Genomic DNA, 17,449 nt, shown 5'->3' on the forward strand with positions numbered 1-17,449 from the left:
AGGTTCGCCCGATTCGTCGGTTATGCGTAGATCCGGTCGTCAGAAAGTCGCAACGTTCGATGTTCTCCGGCCCGGGTAGCTCGAGGACCATGAGCGACGGCGTGCAGACGGGAACGATCGAGACCCGTGTTCCCGCGCGACTGGACCGGTTGCCCTGGTCGCGCTTCCACTGGCGCGTGCTGATCGGCCTGGGCACCGTGTGGATCCTCGACGGGCTCGAGGTCACCATGGTCGGCGCCGTCGCCGCCCGGCTCACGGAGCCCGGCAGCGGGATCGCGATCACCCCGGCGCAGATCGGCCTCGCCGCCGCCATCTACATCGTCGGAGCGTGCACCGGGGCGCTGTTCTTCGGTCAGCTGACCGACCGATTCGGCCGCAAGAAGCTCTTCCTGATCACGCTGCTGGTCTACATCGTGGCCACTGTGGCCACGGCGTTCGCCTTCGCGCCGTGGTACTTCTTCCTCTGCCGGTTCTTCACCGGCGCCGGCATCGGCGGGGAGTACGCGGCCATCAACTCCGCGATCGACGAGCTGATCCCCGCCCGCGTGCGCGGCCGGGCGGACCTGGTCATCAACGGCACCTACTGGCTGGGTTCGGCCGCCGGCTCGGCGCTCGCGGTGCTGCTGCTGTCCTCCCTGCTGCCCGTGAACCTCGGCTGGCGCGTCGCGTTCGGCCTCGGCGCGGTGCTCGGGTTCGTGATCCTGATCGTGCGCCGGCACGTGCCGGAGAGTCCACGGTGGCTGTTCATCCACGGCCGGGAGGACGAGGCCGAGCGGATCGTCGACGGGGTCGAGCAGGAGGTCGTCGAGGAGACCGACCAGCAGCTCGACGAGCCGGACAAGAGCATCACGGTCCGGCAGCGCACGACCATCCCGTTCCGGGAGATCGCCCGCACCGCGTTCCGGATCTACCCGAAGCGGGCCCTGCTCTGCCTGGCCCTGTTCGTGGGGCAGGCGTTCATCTACAACGGCATCACCTTCAACCTCGGGACGCTGGTCACCGGCTACTACGGCGTCGCCGCCGGGTTCGCCCCGGTGTTCCTGATCGTGTACGCGGTGGGGAACTTCCTGGGCCCGGTCACGCTCGGCCGGTTGTTCGACACGGTGGGCCGCAAGGCGATGATCTCGGGCACCTATCTCGGGTCGGCCCTGCTCGCCATCGTCCTGACCTGGGTGTTCTACAGCCAGTTCGGGGGGCAGTGGGTCTTCCTCGCCGCGCTGGTCGCGACCTTCTTCGTCGCCTCGGCCGGTGCGAGTGCGGCGTACCTGACGGTCAGCGAGATCTTCCCGATGGAGACCCGGGCGCTCGCGATCGCCTTCTTCTACGCCCTCGGCACCGGCCTCGGCGGGATCGTCGGTCCGCTGCTGTTCGGCTCGTTCATCGACTCCGGCAGCCGTGGGCTCGTGGCGATCGGCTTCCTCGTCGCCGCCGGGGTCATGGCCCTGGGCGGGGTGGCAGAGCTGGTGTTCGGGGTGCGCGCGGAGCAGTCCGCGCTGGAGGACATCGCGCAGCCGCTCACGGCGGACGAGGGTGGCCAGGAGGGCCCCGACCAGGACGGCCCCGACCAGGACGGCGCCGGGCAGGACGGCCCCGGGCAGGAGGGCGCCGGGCAGGACGGGGCGGAGAAGGACGGCGCCGGCACCGAGGTGAGCCGCCTGCGCGAGGAGGCGGAGTACACCCGGGCCGCGGCCGCGGAGCACCGCGCCGCCGCGGCGGCCGCCCGGACCGGTGGGCGCGACGGGCGGGTCGACGACGACCGCGTGCGGACCGAGGAGGCGCTGGCCGAGATCGGGGATCTGCGGGCCGCCGAGCTCGACGCCATCGCCGACGCCCGCGAGCTGCTCCGGAGCGACGGGCGGGACGACGGATCGACCGCGCTGCTGGAGGCCCGGGTGGGCGAGCAGCGGGCACGCTCCCTGTCGGAGCGTCAGGCGGCCGTGGGGGCGGCGGACGAGGAGACCGCCCGGCGACATGCCGAACTGGCCGACGCGGCCGCCGCCCGGGCCGACGCCGCCCGGGCCCGAGTGCGCGCCGTGCAGGAGCGCGGTACCGCCGAGGACGAGCGTGCGGCGGGCGACGGCGCCGCCGAGGAGCGGTGCCGCACGCTGGCCGGGCGGTTCGACGCCGAGGCCCAGGCGCACGACGCCAGGTCCGCCTGGTTCCGGGCGCGTGCGGCAGGAGACAGCGAGGCGGTCGCCGAGGCGGAGGCCGAGGCGGAGCGCGCCGAGCGCGAGGCCGACGCCGCGCGGGAGCGGGCGGCGGCCGCCGAGCACCGGGAGCGGGGTGCCGGGTTCGCCGGCGAGACGGCCGAGGAGGAACGGGCTGCCCAGGAGCGCGCCGAGGCCGCCGAGCGTCGCGCCCGCGAGCGCGACGCGGAGCAGCGCATCCGCGAGCGGATCGAGGCCCGGCGCAGCCGGGACCGCCGGGGGCCCCGGCGCTGGCGTCCCGGTCCCAGCGCGAGCCTCAGCGGCGCCCGGTTCGGTGGAACGCCGTTCGATCGCGAGACGGAGGCACAACGCGCCCTGGACCGCGAGATCGCGGCGATCGGCCGGGCGCTGGCCGACCGGGGGACGACGAGCCGGGCCGAGCTCGGCGAGCTGGTCGGCGCCCGGTACTGGGGACCGGGACGCTTTCCCGCGGCGCTGCGCGTCGCGGTCGACGAGGGCGTGGCCCGCCGGGTGGGGCGGAACGCCTTCGCGCCGGGCGACACCACGTGAGCCCGCGAACCCGCCCCCGGGGACCCGATGCCCTCCTCGCGACCGCCCTGCTCGCGACGGCGTCGCTGCTGACCGGGTGCGTCGTCACCGGACAGGTGGGCACGGAGCCGGCGCCGGGGCCGCCGTCGGCGCGTGCGGGCCGGGCGGGCGCACGGTCCCGCTCCGCGTGGTGGGCATGGCCGGGTCGACGCTCGCCCTGACCGAGATGCGGTTGCAGGGGCAGGGCCCCTTCCTCTTCGCCCTGGACACGGGCGCGTCGAGCAGCGTGGTCGACGTCGACGTCGCCGACCGCATCGGGCTCGCCCGCACCGGGTCGACCCGGACGGTGACCGGCGTCGTCGGGCAGGGCGACGTGGCCCTCGCCCGGCGCCCACGCCATCGGGCCGAACTGACGGTCTCCTTGCGGTCCGCGCGCGGTCGGTCCCTGCCGGGCCCGCCGGGTATGCCCGGTTCGCGACAGGAAGGAGTACCCCGATGACGACGACACTCGTGACCGTCGGCGTCGACCTCGGTGCGGAGTCGCGGGAGGCGGTGCGCTGGGCGGCCCGCTACTCGGAGGCGATGGGGGCCAGGCTCCGCGCCGTGACGGTGTGGGAGGTGCGGGCACGGCCCGTCGGCCCGGGCCAGATGATGACCCCGGCGACCGACCTGATCCCGCCGGAGGACATGCAGTCCTCGGCCGCGGACCGGCTCGACGAGGTGCTGGGCGAGAGCCTCGATGCGGAGCAGACCCGGGAGGTCGAGAAGCACGTCGTTCCCGGCGACCCGGCCACCGTGCTGCTGGAGCGCTCCGCGGACGCAGAGGTCCTGGTGCTCGGCAACGGGCACCACGGCGCGCTCGGCGGAGCACTCACCGGCTCCGTGGCGCTGCACTGCCTCCACCACGCCGAGTGCCCGGTGGTCCTCGTGCCGGCCCCGCAGGGCCGGGGCTGACATCGCGCGCTCGGACCGGGCCGCCCACGGGCGTCGTCCGGTCGGCGCCCCGTGCGCCGGAGCGTTGCACGGTCGTCAGGTTTTCGTCAGGTGGACCGGCGTTTGTCCTGCGCCTGCGGTGTGACCCACCGAGCGGATGCCGTCGACCTGGAGGAGGACGAATGCGCACACGTCACGAGACGGACCCGCTGCTCGGGGGCCAGGACGGGCGGACCGGTCACCCCGGGCCGGCCCCGGCGGGCCGGCACGCGGAGAACGTCGACCTGTCCGAGAAACAGGTCTGGGAGGACCGCAGCCGCATCGTCCTGACGCCGGTGGCCGCGCCCTCGGTCCTGGGCCTGTTCGCGTTCGGGGCCGCGACACTGATGGTCGCCTCGCTGCTCGCGGGCTGGTGGGGGACCCCGGTGACCGACACACCGGTCATCGCGCCGTTCGCGCTGTTCTTCGGCGGGCTGGCCCAGCTGCTGGCCGGGATGTGGTCCTACCGGGCCCGGGACACGCTGGCGACCGCCATGCACGGCACGTGGGGCGCGTTCTGGCTGGGTTGGGGCCTGCTGGTGCTGCTCGGCACGACGGGCGTGGTGCCCGCGAGCGCGCTCGAGTCCCGGGCGTTCGGCTTCTGGTTCATCGGCCTCGCGGTGATCACGATCTTCGGCGCGCTGGCGGCGATGGCCGAGAGCGTCGCCCTGTTCGTCGTGCTGGGGCTGCTGGCCGCCGGCTCGACGCTGCTCGCGGTCGGGCTCGTCGCGCCGGTCGCGTGGGCGGTCACGGCCGGCGGCTGGGTGCTGGTGTTCTCCGCGGGCGCGGCGTTCTACGTGGGCGGGGCGATGCTGCTCGCCGCGACGGCGGGCCGCACGGTCCTGCCGCTGGGCAAGTTCAGCGCCGCCGCCAACATCCCCGGGCGCAAGCCGAACGATCCCGTCGAGTACGGCGAGGGGATGCCCGGCGCGAAGGTGGGCCAGTGACCGTTGGTGTGAGCGTGCCGACGGGCTGGCCGTGACGAAGGAGTTCCGGTGACGACGTTGCCGGGGTCGCGGGTGGAACCGGTCGAGCCGGTGCCCACCCCCGGCCCGCGGCGTGTGGTGGCGCTGGGCACGGACCTGGCGCGCGCGGCCTGGGGAACGGCGTCGCTGCTGAGGCCGCAGACGGTGGCCTCGGTCTGCGGCGCCCCGGCGACCCGCCGGGCCCGGGCCGTGGCCCGCGTGCTCGGCGCCCGTCACCTCGTCCAGCTCGGCGTGGCCACCGCCCTGCCGGTCCGGGCCTGCCGGACCGCCGGCGCCGTGGTCGACGGCGCGCACGCGGCGAGCTGCCTCGGCCTGGCCGCGGCCTCGCGGTCCTGGCGCCGGGCGGCACTCACCGACGCGGCGGTGGCGACCGTGTTCGCCGCCCTGGGCGTGGCGCGCCGGCGCGCGATCCGTCCGGAGGGCCCGCCGGACCTGCTGAACCCGTGAGGAACGCGCCCGTCGACAGTTCCCGGACGGAGGAGCCCGTGAGTACGGAGACCGAGGGCAGCGGTGCGGAGGTCGTCGTCGGGGTGGACGGCACGCCCGCCTCCCGGTCCGCGTTGCGCTGGGCCCTGGACCGGGCCGACCGGCGCGGTGGCGCGGTGCTCGCCGTCACCGTGGCCGACACGCCGCCACCGCCGGTGGGCGCCGGAGGCGCTGCCGCGCTGCCGCCGCAGGACCTGACCGCGGCGGCCGCGGCCGAGCTCGAGGGCATGGTCACCGAGGAGGCGGCCGGGCGATCCGCCCCGGTACGGACGAGGGTGCTCACCGGCGACCCGGTGACGGGCCTGGCCGAGCAGGCCCGCTCTGCGCGGCTGCTGGTGCTGGGCAACCGCGGCGGCGAGCGACTGGGCGGAGTGGTCGGATCCGTGGGCCGCAGCTGTGGCAGGCAGGTCGACTGCCCGACCGCCCGGGTGCCCGCGGACGGCGGGCGGGGCGCCGAGCCGGTCCTCGTGGTCGGCATGGAAGGTACGGAGCATTCCCGCGCCGCGTTGCGCTGGGCGGTCGGGGAGGCCGGGCCCGCCGAGCGCGTCGAAGCCGTCGCCGTGCAGTACGAACCGTTCCCGCACGGAGGCGGGCAGGCCGACCCGGACTTCGAGGAGGACGCCCACCGCGCGGTCGCCGGTGCCCTCGAGGGTGTGCCGGCGCCGGCCACCGTCGACGTGGTGGCCCTGCGCGGCGCGCCGTCCGAGGTCCTGCTGGCCCGTGCGGTCGACCGGCAGGCGCTCGTGCTGGGCAACGCGCAGCGCCCGGCCCTGGGCGACGCGGTGGTGGGCTCGGTCATGGGCCCCTGCCTGCGCCACGCGGTCGGGCCGGTCGTCCTCGTCCCCGGCTGAGCGGTGGCCGGTCGTGCCCGGGGTGTGCGGCGTCGATCCGTGAGGCCGCCCGCCGGGCCCGGCGCTGGTGGTGGGTGCTGCGGCCGTCGTCGGACCACGCCCCGCTGGTGGGCTGGGCCGCCTCCGAGGAGGCGGCGTGGGCGGACATGCTCGGCCTGACCCCGAGGCCCGCCGGTCGTGGCGACGAGCCGGGCGCCGACGGCCACGGCGGCCACGCCGACGTCATTCGGAACGGATGACCCGGCGCCCTCGGCCGGCGGGCAGCATGTCGGCATGGGCGTGACCTGCCGGGGCTCCCGATGACAGCGGACCCGACCTCCGTACCCGGCGTGACGGGGGCGGACGTCGACCGGATGGTCGACCGGCTGTTCGTGGACACCCACCGGAAGACGACGGCGTTCTGGGCGCTGCTGACCCTGGCCGCGGTGATCGCCGGAGCCGGTGTGGTCGCCGACTCGACGGCGACGGTGATCGGGGCGATGATCGTGGCCCCGCTGATGACCCCGATCCTGGGTACCGCCCTGGCCGTCGTCCTCGGCGATCGGCGCCGCACCGTTCGCGGGATCACGCTGATCGTGCTGGGCGCCGCGGCGGTGGTGGCGATCGCCTACGTGCTCGGCCTGCTGGTGCCCGAGCCCGTCGTCGCCCCGAACAACTCCCAGGTCGCCGGGCGGGTCAGCCCGCACCTCGTCGACCTCGTCGCCGCCCTCGCCACCGGTGTGGTCGGGGCGTTCGCCCTGGTCCGCTCCGACGTCTCCGACGCGCTGCCGGGCGTGGCGATCGCGATCTCGCTGGTGCCGCCGCTGGCCGTGGTCGGGATGACCCTGGAGTCGGGGGCGCCGCGCCAGGCGCTCGGCGCCTTCCTGCTGTTCGCCACCAACGTCGCGGCCATCGTGGCCACGGGCACGCTGGTGCTGCTCGCCTACCGGATCCGCGCCGTCGCCGAGGCCGCCGGCCGCCCGGTCGCGCGGATCGGGCCGCGGACGCTGGTGGTCGTGTTCGGCTTCCTCGTCCTGGTGACGGTGCCGCTGACGATCGGCAGCCTGCACGCCCTCACCGAGAACACCACCGTGGCCGGGATCCGGCCGGTGGCCGAACGCTGGGCGTCGGCGAGCTCCTGGCAGATCGTGGGTGTGAGCAGCACGGAGAAGGGGATCCGGATCGACGCCGTGGGGCCGCCGCCGACGGTCGACGTCGGGTCCCTGCGCCGCGATCTCGACGCCGCCGGCTTCGCCGACGTCCCGGTCGAGGTGTCGCTCGTGGTCGGCGGCATCCGCGAGCTGCCGGCGCAGTGAGGAGGGCCGTCCGGCGCGCCGCGGCACCCCGCCTCGTCCTGCCGGAATTGACGCGGAGTGCGGCACCGGGCAGAACTGGGGGAGCCGACGGTGCGCGACGGGAGGCGTCGATGGGGACGACGGGTTGGACACCCGAGGAGTACGGGCGGGTGACGTTGTTGCGGGCGGCGAACGGTGGTGGGTACCCCTACGGGAACTCACTGCTGGTCCGCGGCAGTGCGGGCACGCTCCTCGTGGACCCCTCGCTCGCGCTGATCGAGCAGGACGACCGTCCGGACGCCGACGCCGTGGTGGTCAGTCACGCCCACGAGGACCACCTGGTGGCGATCGACGCGTTCGACGCCCCCGTCCACGTGCACACCGCCGACCTGCCCGCGGTCCGCGACACACAGGTGCTGCTCGCCGGCTACGGCCTTCCCGCGGACGCGACCGCCGAGTTCGCCGACTCCCTCACCACGGAGTTCCGGGTCCGCAGCCGGCCGGACGCCGTGCCGGTGCCGGACGGGCACCGGTTCGACCTCGGCGACCGCACGGCGACCGTCGTGCACCTGCCCGGGCACACCGCCGGGCACTGCGGGCTGCTGGTCGAGCCGGACGGCTTCCTCTACATCGCCGACATCGACCTGACCTCGTTCGGGCCCTACTACGGGGACCGGGTGAGCAGCCTCGAGGGTTTCGAGCGGTCGATCGAGCTCTGCGGGTCCGTGGACGCGCGGTGGTTCGGGACGTTCCACCAGAAGGGCGTGATCGAGGGCGCGGCGGAGTTCCGCGACCGGCTGCGGGCCTATCGGGAGGTGATCGGGCGGCGGGACGCGGCGCTCACCGAGTTCCTCACCGAGCCGCGGACCCTCGCCGAGGTCGTCGACCACCGGTTCGTCTACCGGCCCCACGTCGAGGCGCCGTACGTGGAGACCGTCGAGGCGCGGACCGCCGAGCAGCACCTCGCCCGGCTGGTCCGCACGGGGGCCGTCACACAGGTGGAGTCCGGGCGTTACCGCGCCGTGCCGGGCTGAGGGTCGGCCTGCGGACATTCGGGTGGCAGCGCCGGACGGCCCGCACTCTCCTGCTCACCGGTGGTTTGCTGGACGGCCCCAGGGGACGAGGGACAGGCGGCGGCGAGCGCGGTGAGGTGAATCGTGGCGGGTAGGAGCAGGCAGGCGGAGAAGGACGCGGGCGCGCGCGAGGACCAGGCGACCGGGACGCCGGGTGACGGCGGTACGTCGACGCAGACCGAGCAGGTCCGCCCGGACGAGCCCGCGGAGGGGCGGTTCGAGGGGCACCGGTCGGCGACGGTGAACCTGCCGTTCGTGACGGCCCAGTTCCGTGCGCCGGACCTGCACGCGCCGAGGCGTGAGGACCTCGAGGCCATGGGGCAGGGAGCCCGGTCGCTGTTGCCGTCGGGCAGGTCGCTGCTGTTCCTCGGCGGTCTCGCGGCGACGGCCGTGGCCGGGGTGATCGAGTGGCCGGTGGCGGCGGCCATCGGGATCGGGAGCGTGCTCGCGAGCCGGGGCCAGGCGGACGTGACCCCCCGTGGAGGCCAGGAGAAGCCGGTGCGGGCCGAGACGGCGACCGGCGCCGGAGAGCGCGGCGGAGACGAGGACACCACGACCTGAACTGCCCGATCCTGTCCGACCGGCCAGGGACGGGGGTTCCGACCTGGCCGCGGCCGTGACGGCGCACGCACGGTCCGCCCCCGGCAGGCGGCCCGGGTGCGTCGCCGGGGTCGCCGTGGCCGTGGGAGTCCCCTCTTGTTGCAGCGCATGGTCGACCTGGCCGCCGTGGCCACGGGAACGGTCGTGGGCACCGTCGTGGGTGCCGCGAACGGCGTGGCCGAGGTGGTCTCGGCAGCGGGCAACGGGACCGACTCCGGAGCACCGGAGCGGATCCACCTGCCCGTTCGTGGGGTCCACACCGACGCCGCAACGGCGGCCGGTGTCGAGCAGGCGCTCGATCGGCACCCGGCGGTGCGTCGTGCCGAGGTGAATGCCGTCCTCGGTTCCGTGATGGTCGAGTTCGATCCGGAACGGATCCGGGCGGGCGAGGTGGCCGGCCTCGTCCGGGCCGTCGAGAAGGAACGCGGGCTCGCGGGGGCACCGCGTCCCGAGCGGGACCATCCCGGGCACCCGGGCCGGGCGTTGCGGGAGGCGGCCCTGCTGGGACTGCACTCCGCCGGCCTGGCCTACACCGTCCTGGGGCGCGCGGTGCCGGTCCTGCCGGTGACGCTCCCGGGCGCGGCCCTCGCGTTGATCGACTCGACCCCGCGGCTGCGGGGGTTGCTGGCCGCCGCCGTCGGCGAGCCGTCGACGGACGTGGTGCTGAGCGGCGTCACGGCGCTGTCCAACGCCGCGGGGAAGCGGCCGATCGGCCTGGCAGTCGACGCCTGTCAGCGCTACACCCTCCATCGCGAGGCCGTGGCCGACCGGCAGGTCTGGACGATGTGGGAGGGCCTGCTCGGTGCCAGGGAGGGCGGTCACCGGGCCGCGCCGGTTCCGGTGCGGCCCCGCCCCGTGCCCCTGCCGCGGGGACCGGTGGAGACGGTGAGCGAGTGGGCCACCGGACTCGCCCTCGGCGGCGGCCTGCTGTTGGCGCTGGCCGGGCCGTCCCGGCTGGCGAGCACCGCGCTGACCGCGGGCGTCCCGAAGGCGGCACAGGTGGGTCGGCAGGCGTTCGCCGCGCGGGTGGGCCGAGACCTGGCCGGGCGGGGGAGCCTGGTCCTCGACCCTGCCGCGCTGCGGCGACTCGACCGGGTCGACACTATCGTGCTCGACGCCGACGTGCTGTGCACCGGCGGCCACGTGGTCGACGAGGTCGTTCCGGTGCGGGAGCCGACCGACGCCGAGACGTCCGAACTCGTCGAGCGCGTGTACGACCTGGTCGACCTGCGCCGGCCGGCCCGACGGCGGGCCCGTGAGGGGTGGTCGCTGGGTCCCGTGGACGACCCCCGGACGCTGACGCCGCAGGCGCGCGAGGTCGCGTCGACCCTGCGCCGGCGCGCCCCGTTCGTCCTGGCCCTGCGCCGCGGCGACGAGATCCTGGCGCTCGTCGGTGTGGGGGAGGAGCTGGATCCGTACGCGGAGGCGGTGATCGCTGCGGCCGGCCGTGCGGGGCTGGTGCTGGTGGCAGGCTCCCGGGAGCTGGCCCGCCGGCTGGACGCGGACGGCGAGGTGGGCGGCGGAGCGGAGTTGGCCGGCACGGTCGCCCGTCTGCAGAGCGAGGGCCACGTCGTCGCACTGGTCAGCCGCCGCGGCGCCGCACTCGGGGCCGCCGACGTGGGCGTCGGGTTCGTGCCGGGGCAGGGGACGAGTCCGCCCTGGACGGCGGACGTGGTGTGCCGCACGGCGGCGGAGGTGTGCCTGGTGCTCGACGCCGTCGAGCCCGCCGGGCGGACGAGCCGCCGGTCCGCGCAGCTCGCGATCTCCGGCTCGGCCCTGGGTGGGGCCTTGGCGTTGCTCGGCCTGCCGGGCGGTGCCGGCGGGCGGGCTGCGGTGGCCGTGCACACCGCGGCCCTGCTCGCGCTGGGGTACGGGACGTGGTGCGGGTCCGGGCCCGGGCGACGACCGCAGCCGGTCCCCTCGGACCGGACCCCGTGGCACGCGATGTCGGTCGGTGCGGTGCTCGAGGCCCTCGGCGGCTCGCGCAACGGCCTGTCCGAGCAGGAGGCGCAGCGCCGCCGACGTGACCGGCCGGTGCGGACGAACCTGACCGAGGTCGGTGTGGTCCGGGCCTCGGTGGAGGAGCTGGCCAACCCGGTCACCCCGGTACTGGGAGCCGGGGCCGGGATCTCCGCCGTGACCGGATCACTGCTGGATCCGCTGCTGATCCTCGGGGTGCTCGCAGTGAACGGACTGATCGGCGGGGTGCAGCGGGTCGGTGCGCAGCGGGCGCTGCGCACCCTGCAGCGCAGCAGCGCCGTCCGGGTCCGGGTACGTCGCCGCGGGGGGGAGGCCGAGTGCCGGAGCGAGGAGCTCGTCCGCGGTGACGTGGTCCGGTTGCAGGCCGGCGACGCGGTGCCCGCCGACTGCCGGATCCTGTCCGCGCAGGATCTCGAGGTCGACGAGTCCTCACTCAGCGGGGAGTCGGTGCCCGTGCCGAAGTCGGCCCGGGCCAGTAGCGCACGCACCCTGGCCGACCGCCACTCCATGCTCTACGAGGGCACCGTCGTCGCGGCCGGGCGCTGCGACGCCGCCGTCGTCGCGACCGGGGAGTCCACCGAGGTCGGCCGGAGCCTGCGCCGCGGCGCCGAGGAGGCGCCACCGACCGGGGTCGAGATCAGGCTGCGGGAGCTGACCGGGCGGGTCCTGCCCGTCACGATCGGGGCCGGCGTGCTGGTGATCGCGATCGACCTGCTCCGTCGGCGTCCCCTGATGGCCGCGCTGACCCGTGCGGTCGGTCTGGCCGTGGCCGCGGTGCCGGAGGGGCTGCCCTTCGTGGCCACCGTGGCGGAGTTGGCCGCGGCGCGTCGGCTCTCGGCCCGGGGTGCCCTGGTCCGCAACTCCTCGACGATCGAGGCACTCGGCCGGGTCACCGCGTTGTGCTTCGACAAGACCGGCACGCTCACCGAGGGGCGGATCAGCCTCCGTCAGGTCTCCGACGGCACCGTCGCCTCGGCCGTGGACGACCCGTTGCCCGGGGGGCTGCGCGACGTCGTCGCCGCGGCCGTGCGGGCCAGCCCGTTCCGGGCCGGGTCCCGAGAGGTCGCCCATCAGACCGACCGGGCCGTCCTGCGCGGTGCGGAACGACTCGAGATCACCGCGGAGAACGGCCATGCGGTCGTCGAGCTGCTCGACGAGCTCCCCTTCGAGACCCACCGGGGCTACCACGCCACGCTCTGGCGAGGGCGCACCCACAGCCGGATCAGCATCAAGGGCGCCCCGGAGGTCGTTCTCCCGCTCTGCACGAAACGGGTTCGCGACGGCCGCACGACACCCCTGGACGACACCGGCCGCGCCGGGATCGACGCCGAGGTGGAGCGACTGGCCCGGGAGGGACACCGGGTGCTCGCCGTCGCCCAGCGTCGGGTGTCCGGCCGTGACCGGCTCACCGAGGACGACGTCGTCGGGCTGGAGTTCCGCGGCCTGGTCGGCCTGGTCGACCCCGTCCGGCCCACCGCCGCGAGCTCGGTGGCGACCCTGCGTGGGGCCGGGGTCCAGGTCGCGATGATCACCGGCGACCACCCCAGCACGGCTCGGTCCATCGCGGCCGAGCTCGACCTGCTCGACGGCCGCGGTGTGCTGACCGGCGCCGACCTCGACCGGCTCGACGACGCGCGGCTCGCCGAGGCGCTACCGGGCACCGCGGTCTACGCCCGGGTCACCCCCGCGCAGAAGGCCCGGATCGTCCGTCTGCTCCAGCAGAACGGGCACGCGGTCGCCGTCACCGGCGACGGGGCCAACGACGCGCCCGCGATCCGGCTCGCCGACGTCGGGATCGCCCTCGGCGAGCGGGCCACCCCGGCCGCGCGCGAGGCGGCCGACGTGGTGATCACCGACGACCGTATCGAGACCCTGACCGACGCCGTCGTGGAGGGCCGCGGGATGTGGACGTCGGTCCGGGACGCCCTCTCGATCCTGCTCGGCGGCAACCTCGGCGAGGTCGCCTACACCCTCGGCACGGGGATCATCGGCGGCCCGGGCGCGCTCAACGCCCGGCAGTTGCTGCTGGTCAACCTGCTCACCGACGTCCTGCCGGCCATGGCCGTCGCCGTCCGGCCGCCCCCCGACGTCAGCGCGGAAGCGCTGCTCGCCGCCGGCCCCGAGCGCTCCCTGGGTCGCTCGCTGACCCGCGACATCGCCGTCCGCGCGAGCATCACCGCACTGTCCGCCGGCATCGCGTGGCTCCTCGCGCGCCCGATGAGCACGCCCGGTCAGGCGGGCACCACCGGGCTCGTCGCGCTCGTCGGGGCGCAGCTCGGCCAGACCCTCGCCGTGCGGGGGCGCACGCCGCTGGTCGCGCTGGCCGTGGCCGCCTCGCTCGCGGTGCTCGCGGTCGTCGTCCAGGTGCCCGGCCTCAGCCACGTGGTCGGCTCCCGCCCGCTCCTGCCGCATCAGTGGGCGGTGGCGGTGGCCGCCGGGGTCGCCGCCACCGTCGCCCAGCTGCTCGCCCAGCGCCTCGCCGACCGCGCGGACGCGAGGTCGTCACCCACCGGTCATCCGGCGTCCAACCCGACTGTCCCGGACGGTCATCACGACCGGTGACGCTCGAGCCTCCTCGTCGGAAGGTGGACATGATGAGCGAGATCCTCACCGCCGTGCTGGTGGCCACCGCGGCGGCCCTCCTGGAGCGGATCGCCGTCCGCGTCGCCCGCAGTCTGTGGGGCGCCTTCCGCCCGGCGGCGGCGTAGCCGGCCGCCGTGGCGCCGACGACACCGGCGTGATCACGTCGGCCCGGTAGCGTCGTCCCCCGCGAGTTCCGGTCCGGGGACGACGGGAGCCCGTCTCCCCGAGGGGCGACGGGCTCCTGCCGCGTGCCGGTGTCGGATCAGACGGAGCGGACCCCGGTGGCCTGCGGCCCCTTCTTGCCCTGCCCGACCTCGAACTCCACCCGCTGACCCTCGTCGAGGCTGCGGTAGCCGCTGCTGTCGATCTCCGAGTAGTGGACGAAGACGTCTGCGCCGCCGCCGTCCTGCTCGATGAAACCGAAACCCTTCTCGGCGTTGAACCACTTCACGGTGCCCTGTGGCATGTCACTGCTCCTCGCAGGTCCTGGACCACCCGCAGGGTGCGGGGCCCGGCCGACCCTGATGGGCGGGTCCCGCCGTCACGGTGAGGACGGGGCCGCGACCCATCGCTTCCGTTTCCGCGAGCGTGCAGGACACGGACCTCGAAAACCGAACGACCGTGGGCACCCTACTGCGCGACGCGCCCGCCGGGACAGGGCGCGTAAGGTCGGCACCTCAGCAGTTGTCGAGGCGCGTCGCCCGGGTCGCCCGATGAGTCCTCACAGCCGGGGCGCAGGGAGCCGGAGATGGCGACTGGGATCGTCAGGTGGTTCGACCCCCAGCAGGGGAGTGGCCTCATCGTCCTCGACGACGGCCGGGAGGTCCCCGTGCGTCGCGACCAGATCGACGGCGGGGGGAGCCAGAGCCTGCGCGAGGGCGACCGGGTGGAGTTCGACCTGCACGAGTCGGGGTCCGGGCTCGTCGTGTCCGGGGTCTACCGACTCTGACCGCTCCGCGCCCGGGGCGCGACCCGGGCGGCGCGCGTGCCGCCGTTCCCGAACGCGGGTCGCCCCGCGAGAGATCCGAGGCCTTCATGCCCTCCGCCACCAGCGGATTCACCCTGTACGGGGACGTCCCCGGGAGCGGTGCCCCGTCCGGCCTGTCCGGGGTCAGCCACAGCACGGTCGACCTCCCGACCGGGCGGATCGAGCTCGTGCACCCGCGGGGTGTGCTGGAGCAGATCTACGAGCAGAACTTCGGCCAGGGCGGGACGGAGCCGCCCTACTGGGCGCAGCCGTGGCCGAGCGGGATCGAACTCGCCGACGCCGTGGCGCGCGCGAACGTCACCGGCGCGCGGGTGCTCGAGCTCGGCTGCGGCCTGGCCCTGCCGAGCCTCGCCGCGGCGCAGGGCGGCGCCCGGGTCCTGGCCACCGACCAGGCACCCGGCGCACTGGCCTTCGCGGCCCACAACGCTCGCCGCAACCGGATCCGGCTCGAGGTGGCGCAGTGCGACTGGTCGGATCCCTGGTCGGCGATCGCGGGTGCTCCCTGGGACCTCGTCCTGGCTGCCGACGTGCTGTACCACCACGACCGGCTCGACGCCCTCGGCGCACTGCTGCCCCGGCTCGTCTGCGGCACGGGCGAGGTCTGGCTCGCCGATCAGGGACGGCCGCCCGCCCGTGACTTCCTCGCGGCGTGCGAGCGGTGGGCGACCGTCAGCACGAGCGACACCGCCCACTCCGAGGTGAGCGTGCACCGGCTCCGCCGGCACACCGCGACCGGCCGGCACGGCCTCGGCTGATCGGGCGTCGCCGACCGCGGTCTCGCCGCGGGGCCCGACGAGTCGTGCTCGCCCGTCCACGCCGCTCGACGTGAGCCGGCGGCGGCACTGCCGGTGGGATCCGGTCGCCCTCGGCTCAGGGAAGGGCCTGGCTGCCGATCACGGACAGGAGTTGCAGCTTCTCGTGGCTCTCGCTGCCCGGCACCGCGGTGTAGACGAGCAGCAGGTGCGACTGCTGCGGGTCGAGCAACGTCTGGCAATGGAGTTCCAGCACGCCGAGCTCGGGGTGCACGAAGCGTTTGGTGTCGTGGGGGCGGATGCCGATCTCGTGGTCGTCCCACAGGCTGCGGAACTCCTCGCTCCGGTCGAGCAGGAGATCGGCGAGGTGCGCCGCCCGGGACCCGGGCCCGCGCAGGGTGACGAGTTCGCGCAGGCCCGAGGCGTACATCCGGGAGAGGAAGGCGTGCTGCTCGGGCGCATAGAGCCGGCGGGTGGCCGGATCGGTGAACCACCGGTAGCCGAGGCTGCGGGCGGGTCCGGTGAATCGGGTGGTGTCGCCCGTGAGGGCGACCCCCAGCGGGCTCTGGCGCAGGGTCTCCGCGAGCTCGGTGACGATCTCCGCGGGGGTGTCGTCGAGGCGGTCGAGGATGCGGAGCAGCCCGGGACCGACGTGCTCGCCGTCCGCACCCCGCGCCGGTGGACCGCACCCGGCGAGCCGGAACAGGTGGTCGCGCTCGTCGAGCGAGAGGTGCAGGCCCTGCGCGATCGAGGCGAGCATCTGCGCGGACGGCTGCGGTCCACGCTCGCGCTCGAGTCGCGCGTAGTAGTCGGTCGACATGTGGCAGAGGGCGGCGACCTCCTCGCGCCGCAGCCCGCTGGTCCTGCGGCGTGGCCCACGCGGCAGACCGACGTCCTCGGGCTGCAGCGCTTCCCGGCGGAGCCGGAGGAACTCCGCCAGTCCGGTCCGATCGATCATGTCCTCCCCGCCCTCGCTGGTGCTGCTCGTTTCTACCGCCCGCCCCGGGATTCAGCCACGGACCGTCGAACCCCCCTTCACGCGCAGGAGCGGCCGCGTCAGCCACGGATCGAGAGGCCGTGGATGTCGCTCCGGCGACGGGCCAGCCTCGGTGGCACACGACCACCACATCTGCGGAGGAGGGCCCCGGTGGCCGCCGAATCCGGTGGATGCACGCCCGCGACGACCTCCCGGGAGACCCGCCATGCCACGCACCCCTGACATCACCGTCCCCGACCTCTCCGGGAAGCGCATCGTCGTCACCGGCGCCAGCGACGGCGTCGGCCTCGGCCTCGCCACGAGACTCGCCGCCGCCGGGGCCGAACTGGTCCTGCCCGTCCGCAACCCGCACAAGGGGGAGGCGGCCCTCGCCACGATCCGGCAGCGGACCCCCGCCGCGAACGTGTCGCTGCGCGCACTCGACCTGTCCTCGCTCGGCTCCGTCGCAGCCCTCGGCGAGACGCTGCGCAACGAGGGGACACCGATCCACATCCTGATCAACAACGCCGGCGTCATGACCCCACCGGACCGCCGGACCACCGCCGACGGGTTCGAGCTGCAGTTCGGCACCAACCACCTGGGCCACGTCGCCCTCGTCGCGCACCTGCTGCCGCTGTTGCGGGCCGGGCGCGCCCGGGTGACCTCGCAGATCAGCGTGGCGGCGAGAGCGGGCGCCCTCAACTGGGACGATCTGAGCTGGGAACGCTCGTACCACGCCGGCCGCGCCTACAGCCAGTCGAAGATCGCGTTCGGGCTGTTCGGTCTCGAACTCGACCGACGCAGCCGGACGGGCGGATGGGGCATCACCAGCAACCTCTCCCACCCCGGAGTCGCACCGACGAATCTGCTCGCCGCCCATCCCGAGATGGGACGCGACCGGGACACCCCTCGCGTGCGCCTGATCCGGGGACTGTCCGAGCGGGGCATCCTCCTCGGGACGGTCGAGACGGCGTTGCTCCCCGCCCTCCACGCCGCGACCTCCCCCGACGCCCGGGGCGGACGGCTGTACGGGCCGAACGGGCTCGGGAACCTCGGCGGCGCCCCCGCCGAGCAGAGGCTCTACCGCCCGCTCCGCAGCCCCGAGGACGCCGCGCGCGTCTGGCGCGTCTCCGAGGAGCTGACGTCGGTGTCGTTCCCGACGTCCGGGCCGGGCGGGCCGCCCTCCGTGAACGACGTCGTCGCGTAGCCGAACCCCGAGCCCCGGTTCCCGC

Annotated in this window: 16 protein-coding genes; 14 read left to right on the forward strand and 2 right to left on the reverse strand. The window is 75.2% G+C overall.

The annotated features are described in order from the left end of the window. Positions 1 to 89 precede the first annotated feature (89 nt). The 11 genes from ACL02T_RS24830 to ACL02T_RS24880 all read left to right on the forward strand — a co-directional run bounded on the left by ACL02T_RS24830 (position 90) and on the right by ACL02T_RS24880 (position 13,480). Complete coding sequence (locus tag ACL02T_RS24830; protein ID WP_412833169.1) at positions 90 to 2,717, forward strand: MFS transporter; 2,628 nt, start codon at positions 90 to 92, stop codon at positions 2,715 to 2,717. A 175-nt stretch (positions 2,718 to 2,892) separates the two neighbouring features. Further along, on the forward strand, positions 2,893 to 3,195 hold the full coding sequence (locus tag ACL02T_RS24835; protein ID WP_412833170.1) for an aspartyl protease family protein: 303 nt from the start codon (positions 2,893 to 2,895) through the stop codon (positions 3,193 to 3,195). Next, complete coding sequence (locus ACL02T_RS24840) at positions 3,192 to 3,650, forward strand: universal stress protein (protein ID WP_412833171.1); 459 nt, start codon at positions 3,192 to 3,194, stop codon at positions 3,648 to 3,650. Before ACL02T_RS24835 ends, ACL02T_RS24840 begins: the two co-directional genes overlap by 4 nt. Positions 3,651 to 3,811: 161 nt before the next feature. Beyond that, positions 3,812 to 4,615 carry an acetate uptake transporter gene (locus ACL02T_RS24845; RefSeq protein WP_412833172.1) on the forward strand — a complete coding sequence of 268 codons (804 nt, stop codon included), beginning with the start codon at positions 3,812 to 3,814 and terminating at the stop codon, positions 4,613 to 4,615. A 48-nt stretch (positions 4,616 to 4,663) separates the two neighbouring features. Next, on the forward strand, positions 4,664 to 5,101 hold the full coding sequence (locus tag ACL02T_RS24850) for a hypothetical protein (protein WP_412833173.1): 438 nt from the start codon (positions 4,664 to 4,666) through the stop codon (positions 5,099 to 5,101). 38 nt (positions 5,102 to 5,139) lie between these two features. Then, a complete protein-coding gene (locus tag ACL02T_RS24855; RefSeq protein ID WP_412833174.1) occupies positions 5,140 to 5,991 on the forward strand; it encodes a universal stress protein in 852 nt (283 codons plus the stop codon). Positions 5,992 to 6,065: 74 nt separating this feature from the next. Next, positions 6,066 to 6,230, forward strand: coding sequence for a hypothetical protein (locus tag ACL02T_RS24860; protein ID WP_412833175.1), 165 nt, complete (start codon positions 6,066 to 6,068; stop codon positions 6,228 to 6,230). A gap of 90 nt (positions 6,231 to 6,320) precedes the next feature. After that, positions 6,321 to 7,286 (forward strand): DUF389 domain-containing protein, encoded by a 966-nt coding sequence (locus ACL02T_RS24865; protein ID WP_412833176.1) that lies wholly within the window; start codon positions 6,321 to 6,323, stop codon positions 7,284 to 7,286. Between the two features lie 110 nt (positions 7,287 to 7,396). Then, positions 7,397 to 8,299, forward strand: a complete 903-nt coding sequence (locus tag ACL02T_RS24870; RefSeq protein WP_412833177.1) for an MBL fold metallo-hydrolase — start codon at positions 7,397 to 7,399, stop codon at positions 8,297 to 8,299. Positions 8,300 to 8,422: 123 nt separating this feature from the next. Further along, entirely contained in the window at positions 8,423 to 8,899 is a 477-nt protein-coding gene (locus ACL02T_RS24875; RefSeq protein WP_412833178.1) for a hypothetical protein, read from the forward strand. 135 nt (positions 8,900 to 9,034) lie between these two features. Continuing rightward, complete coding sequence (locus ACL02T_RS24880; RefSeq protein WP_412833179.1) at positions 9,035 to 13,480, forward strand: cation-translocating P-type ATPase; 4,446 nt, start codon at positions 9,035 to 9,037, stop codon at positions 13,478 to 13,480. A gap of 283 nt (positions 13,481 to 13,763) precedes the next feature. On the opposite strand, the gene ACL02T_RS24885 is transcribed toward ACL02T_RS24880, so the two are convergent. After that, the gene (locus ACL02T_RS24885) at positions 13,764 to 13,967 is read right to left on the reverse strand and encodes a cold-shock protein (RefSeq protein ID WP_412833180.1); all 204 of its coding nucleotides are present in this window, start codon (positions 13,965 to 13,967) and stop codon (positions 13,764 to 13,766) included. 282 nt (positions 13,968 to 14,249) lie between these two features. On the opposite strand from ACL02T_RS24885, the gene ACL02T_RS24890 reads away from it, so the two are divergent. Continuing rightward, a complete protein-coding gene (locus ACL02T_RS24890) occupies positions 14,250 to 14,450 on the forward strand; it encodes a cold-shock protein (RefSeq protein WP_412833181.1) in 201 nt (66 codons plus the stop codon). A gap of 86 nt (positions 14,451 to 14,536) precedes the next feature. Next, the gene (locus ACL02T_RS24895) at positions 14,537 to 15,244 is read left to right on the forward strand and encodes a class I SAM-dependent methyltransferase (RefSeq protein ID WP_412833182.1); all 708 of its coding nucleotides are present in this window, start codon (positions 14,537 to 14,539) and stop codon (positions 15,242 to 15,244) included. A gap of 115 nt (positions 15,245 to 15,359) precedes the next feature. Here ACL02T_RS24895 and ACL02T_RS24900 read toward each other — a convergent pair whose 3' ends face one another. Next, positions 15,360 to 16,199, reverse strand: coding sequence for a helix-turn-helix transcriptional regulator (locus tag ACL02T_RS24900; RefSeq protein WP_412833183.1), 840 nt, complete (start codon positions 16,197 to 16,199; stop codon positions 15,360 to 15,362). 244 nt (positions 16,200 to 16,443) lie between these two features. Here ACL02T_RS24900 and ACL02T_RS24905 point away from each other — a divergent pair, with 244 nt between their 5' ends. Continuing rightward, the gene (locus tag ACL02T_RS24905) at positions 16,444 to 17,424 is read left to right on the forward strand and encodes an SDR family oxidoreductase (protein WP_412833184.1); all 981 of its coding nucleotides are present in this window, start codon (positions 16,444 to 16,446) and stop codon (positions 17,422 to 17,424) included. The last annotated feature ends 25 nt before the right edge of the window (positions 17,425 to 17,449 follow it).

The organism is Pseudonocardia oceanicola (assembly GCF_047200735.1).
GTDB lineage: Bacteria > Actinomycetota > Actinomycetes > Mycobacteriales > Pseudonocardiaceae > Pseudonocardia.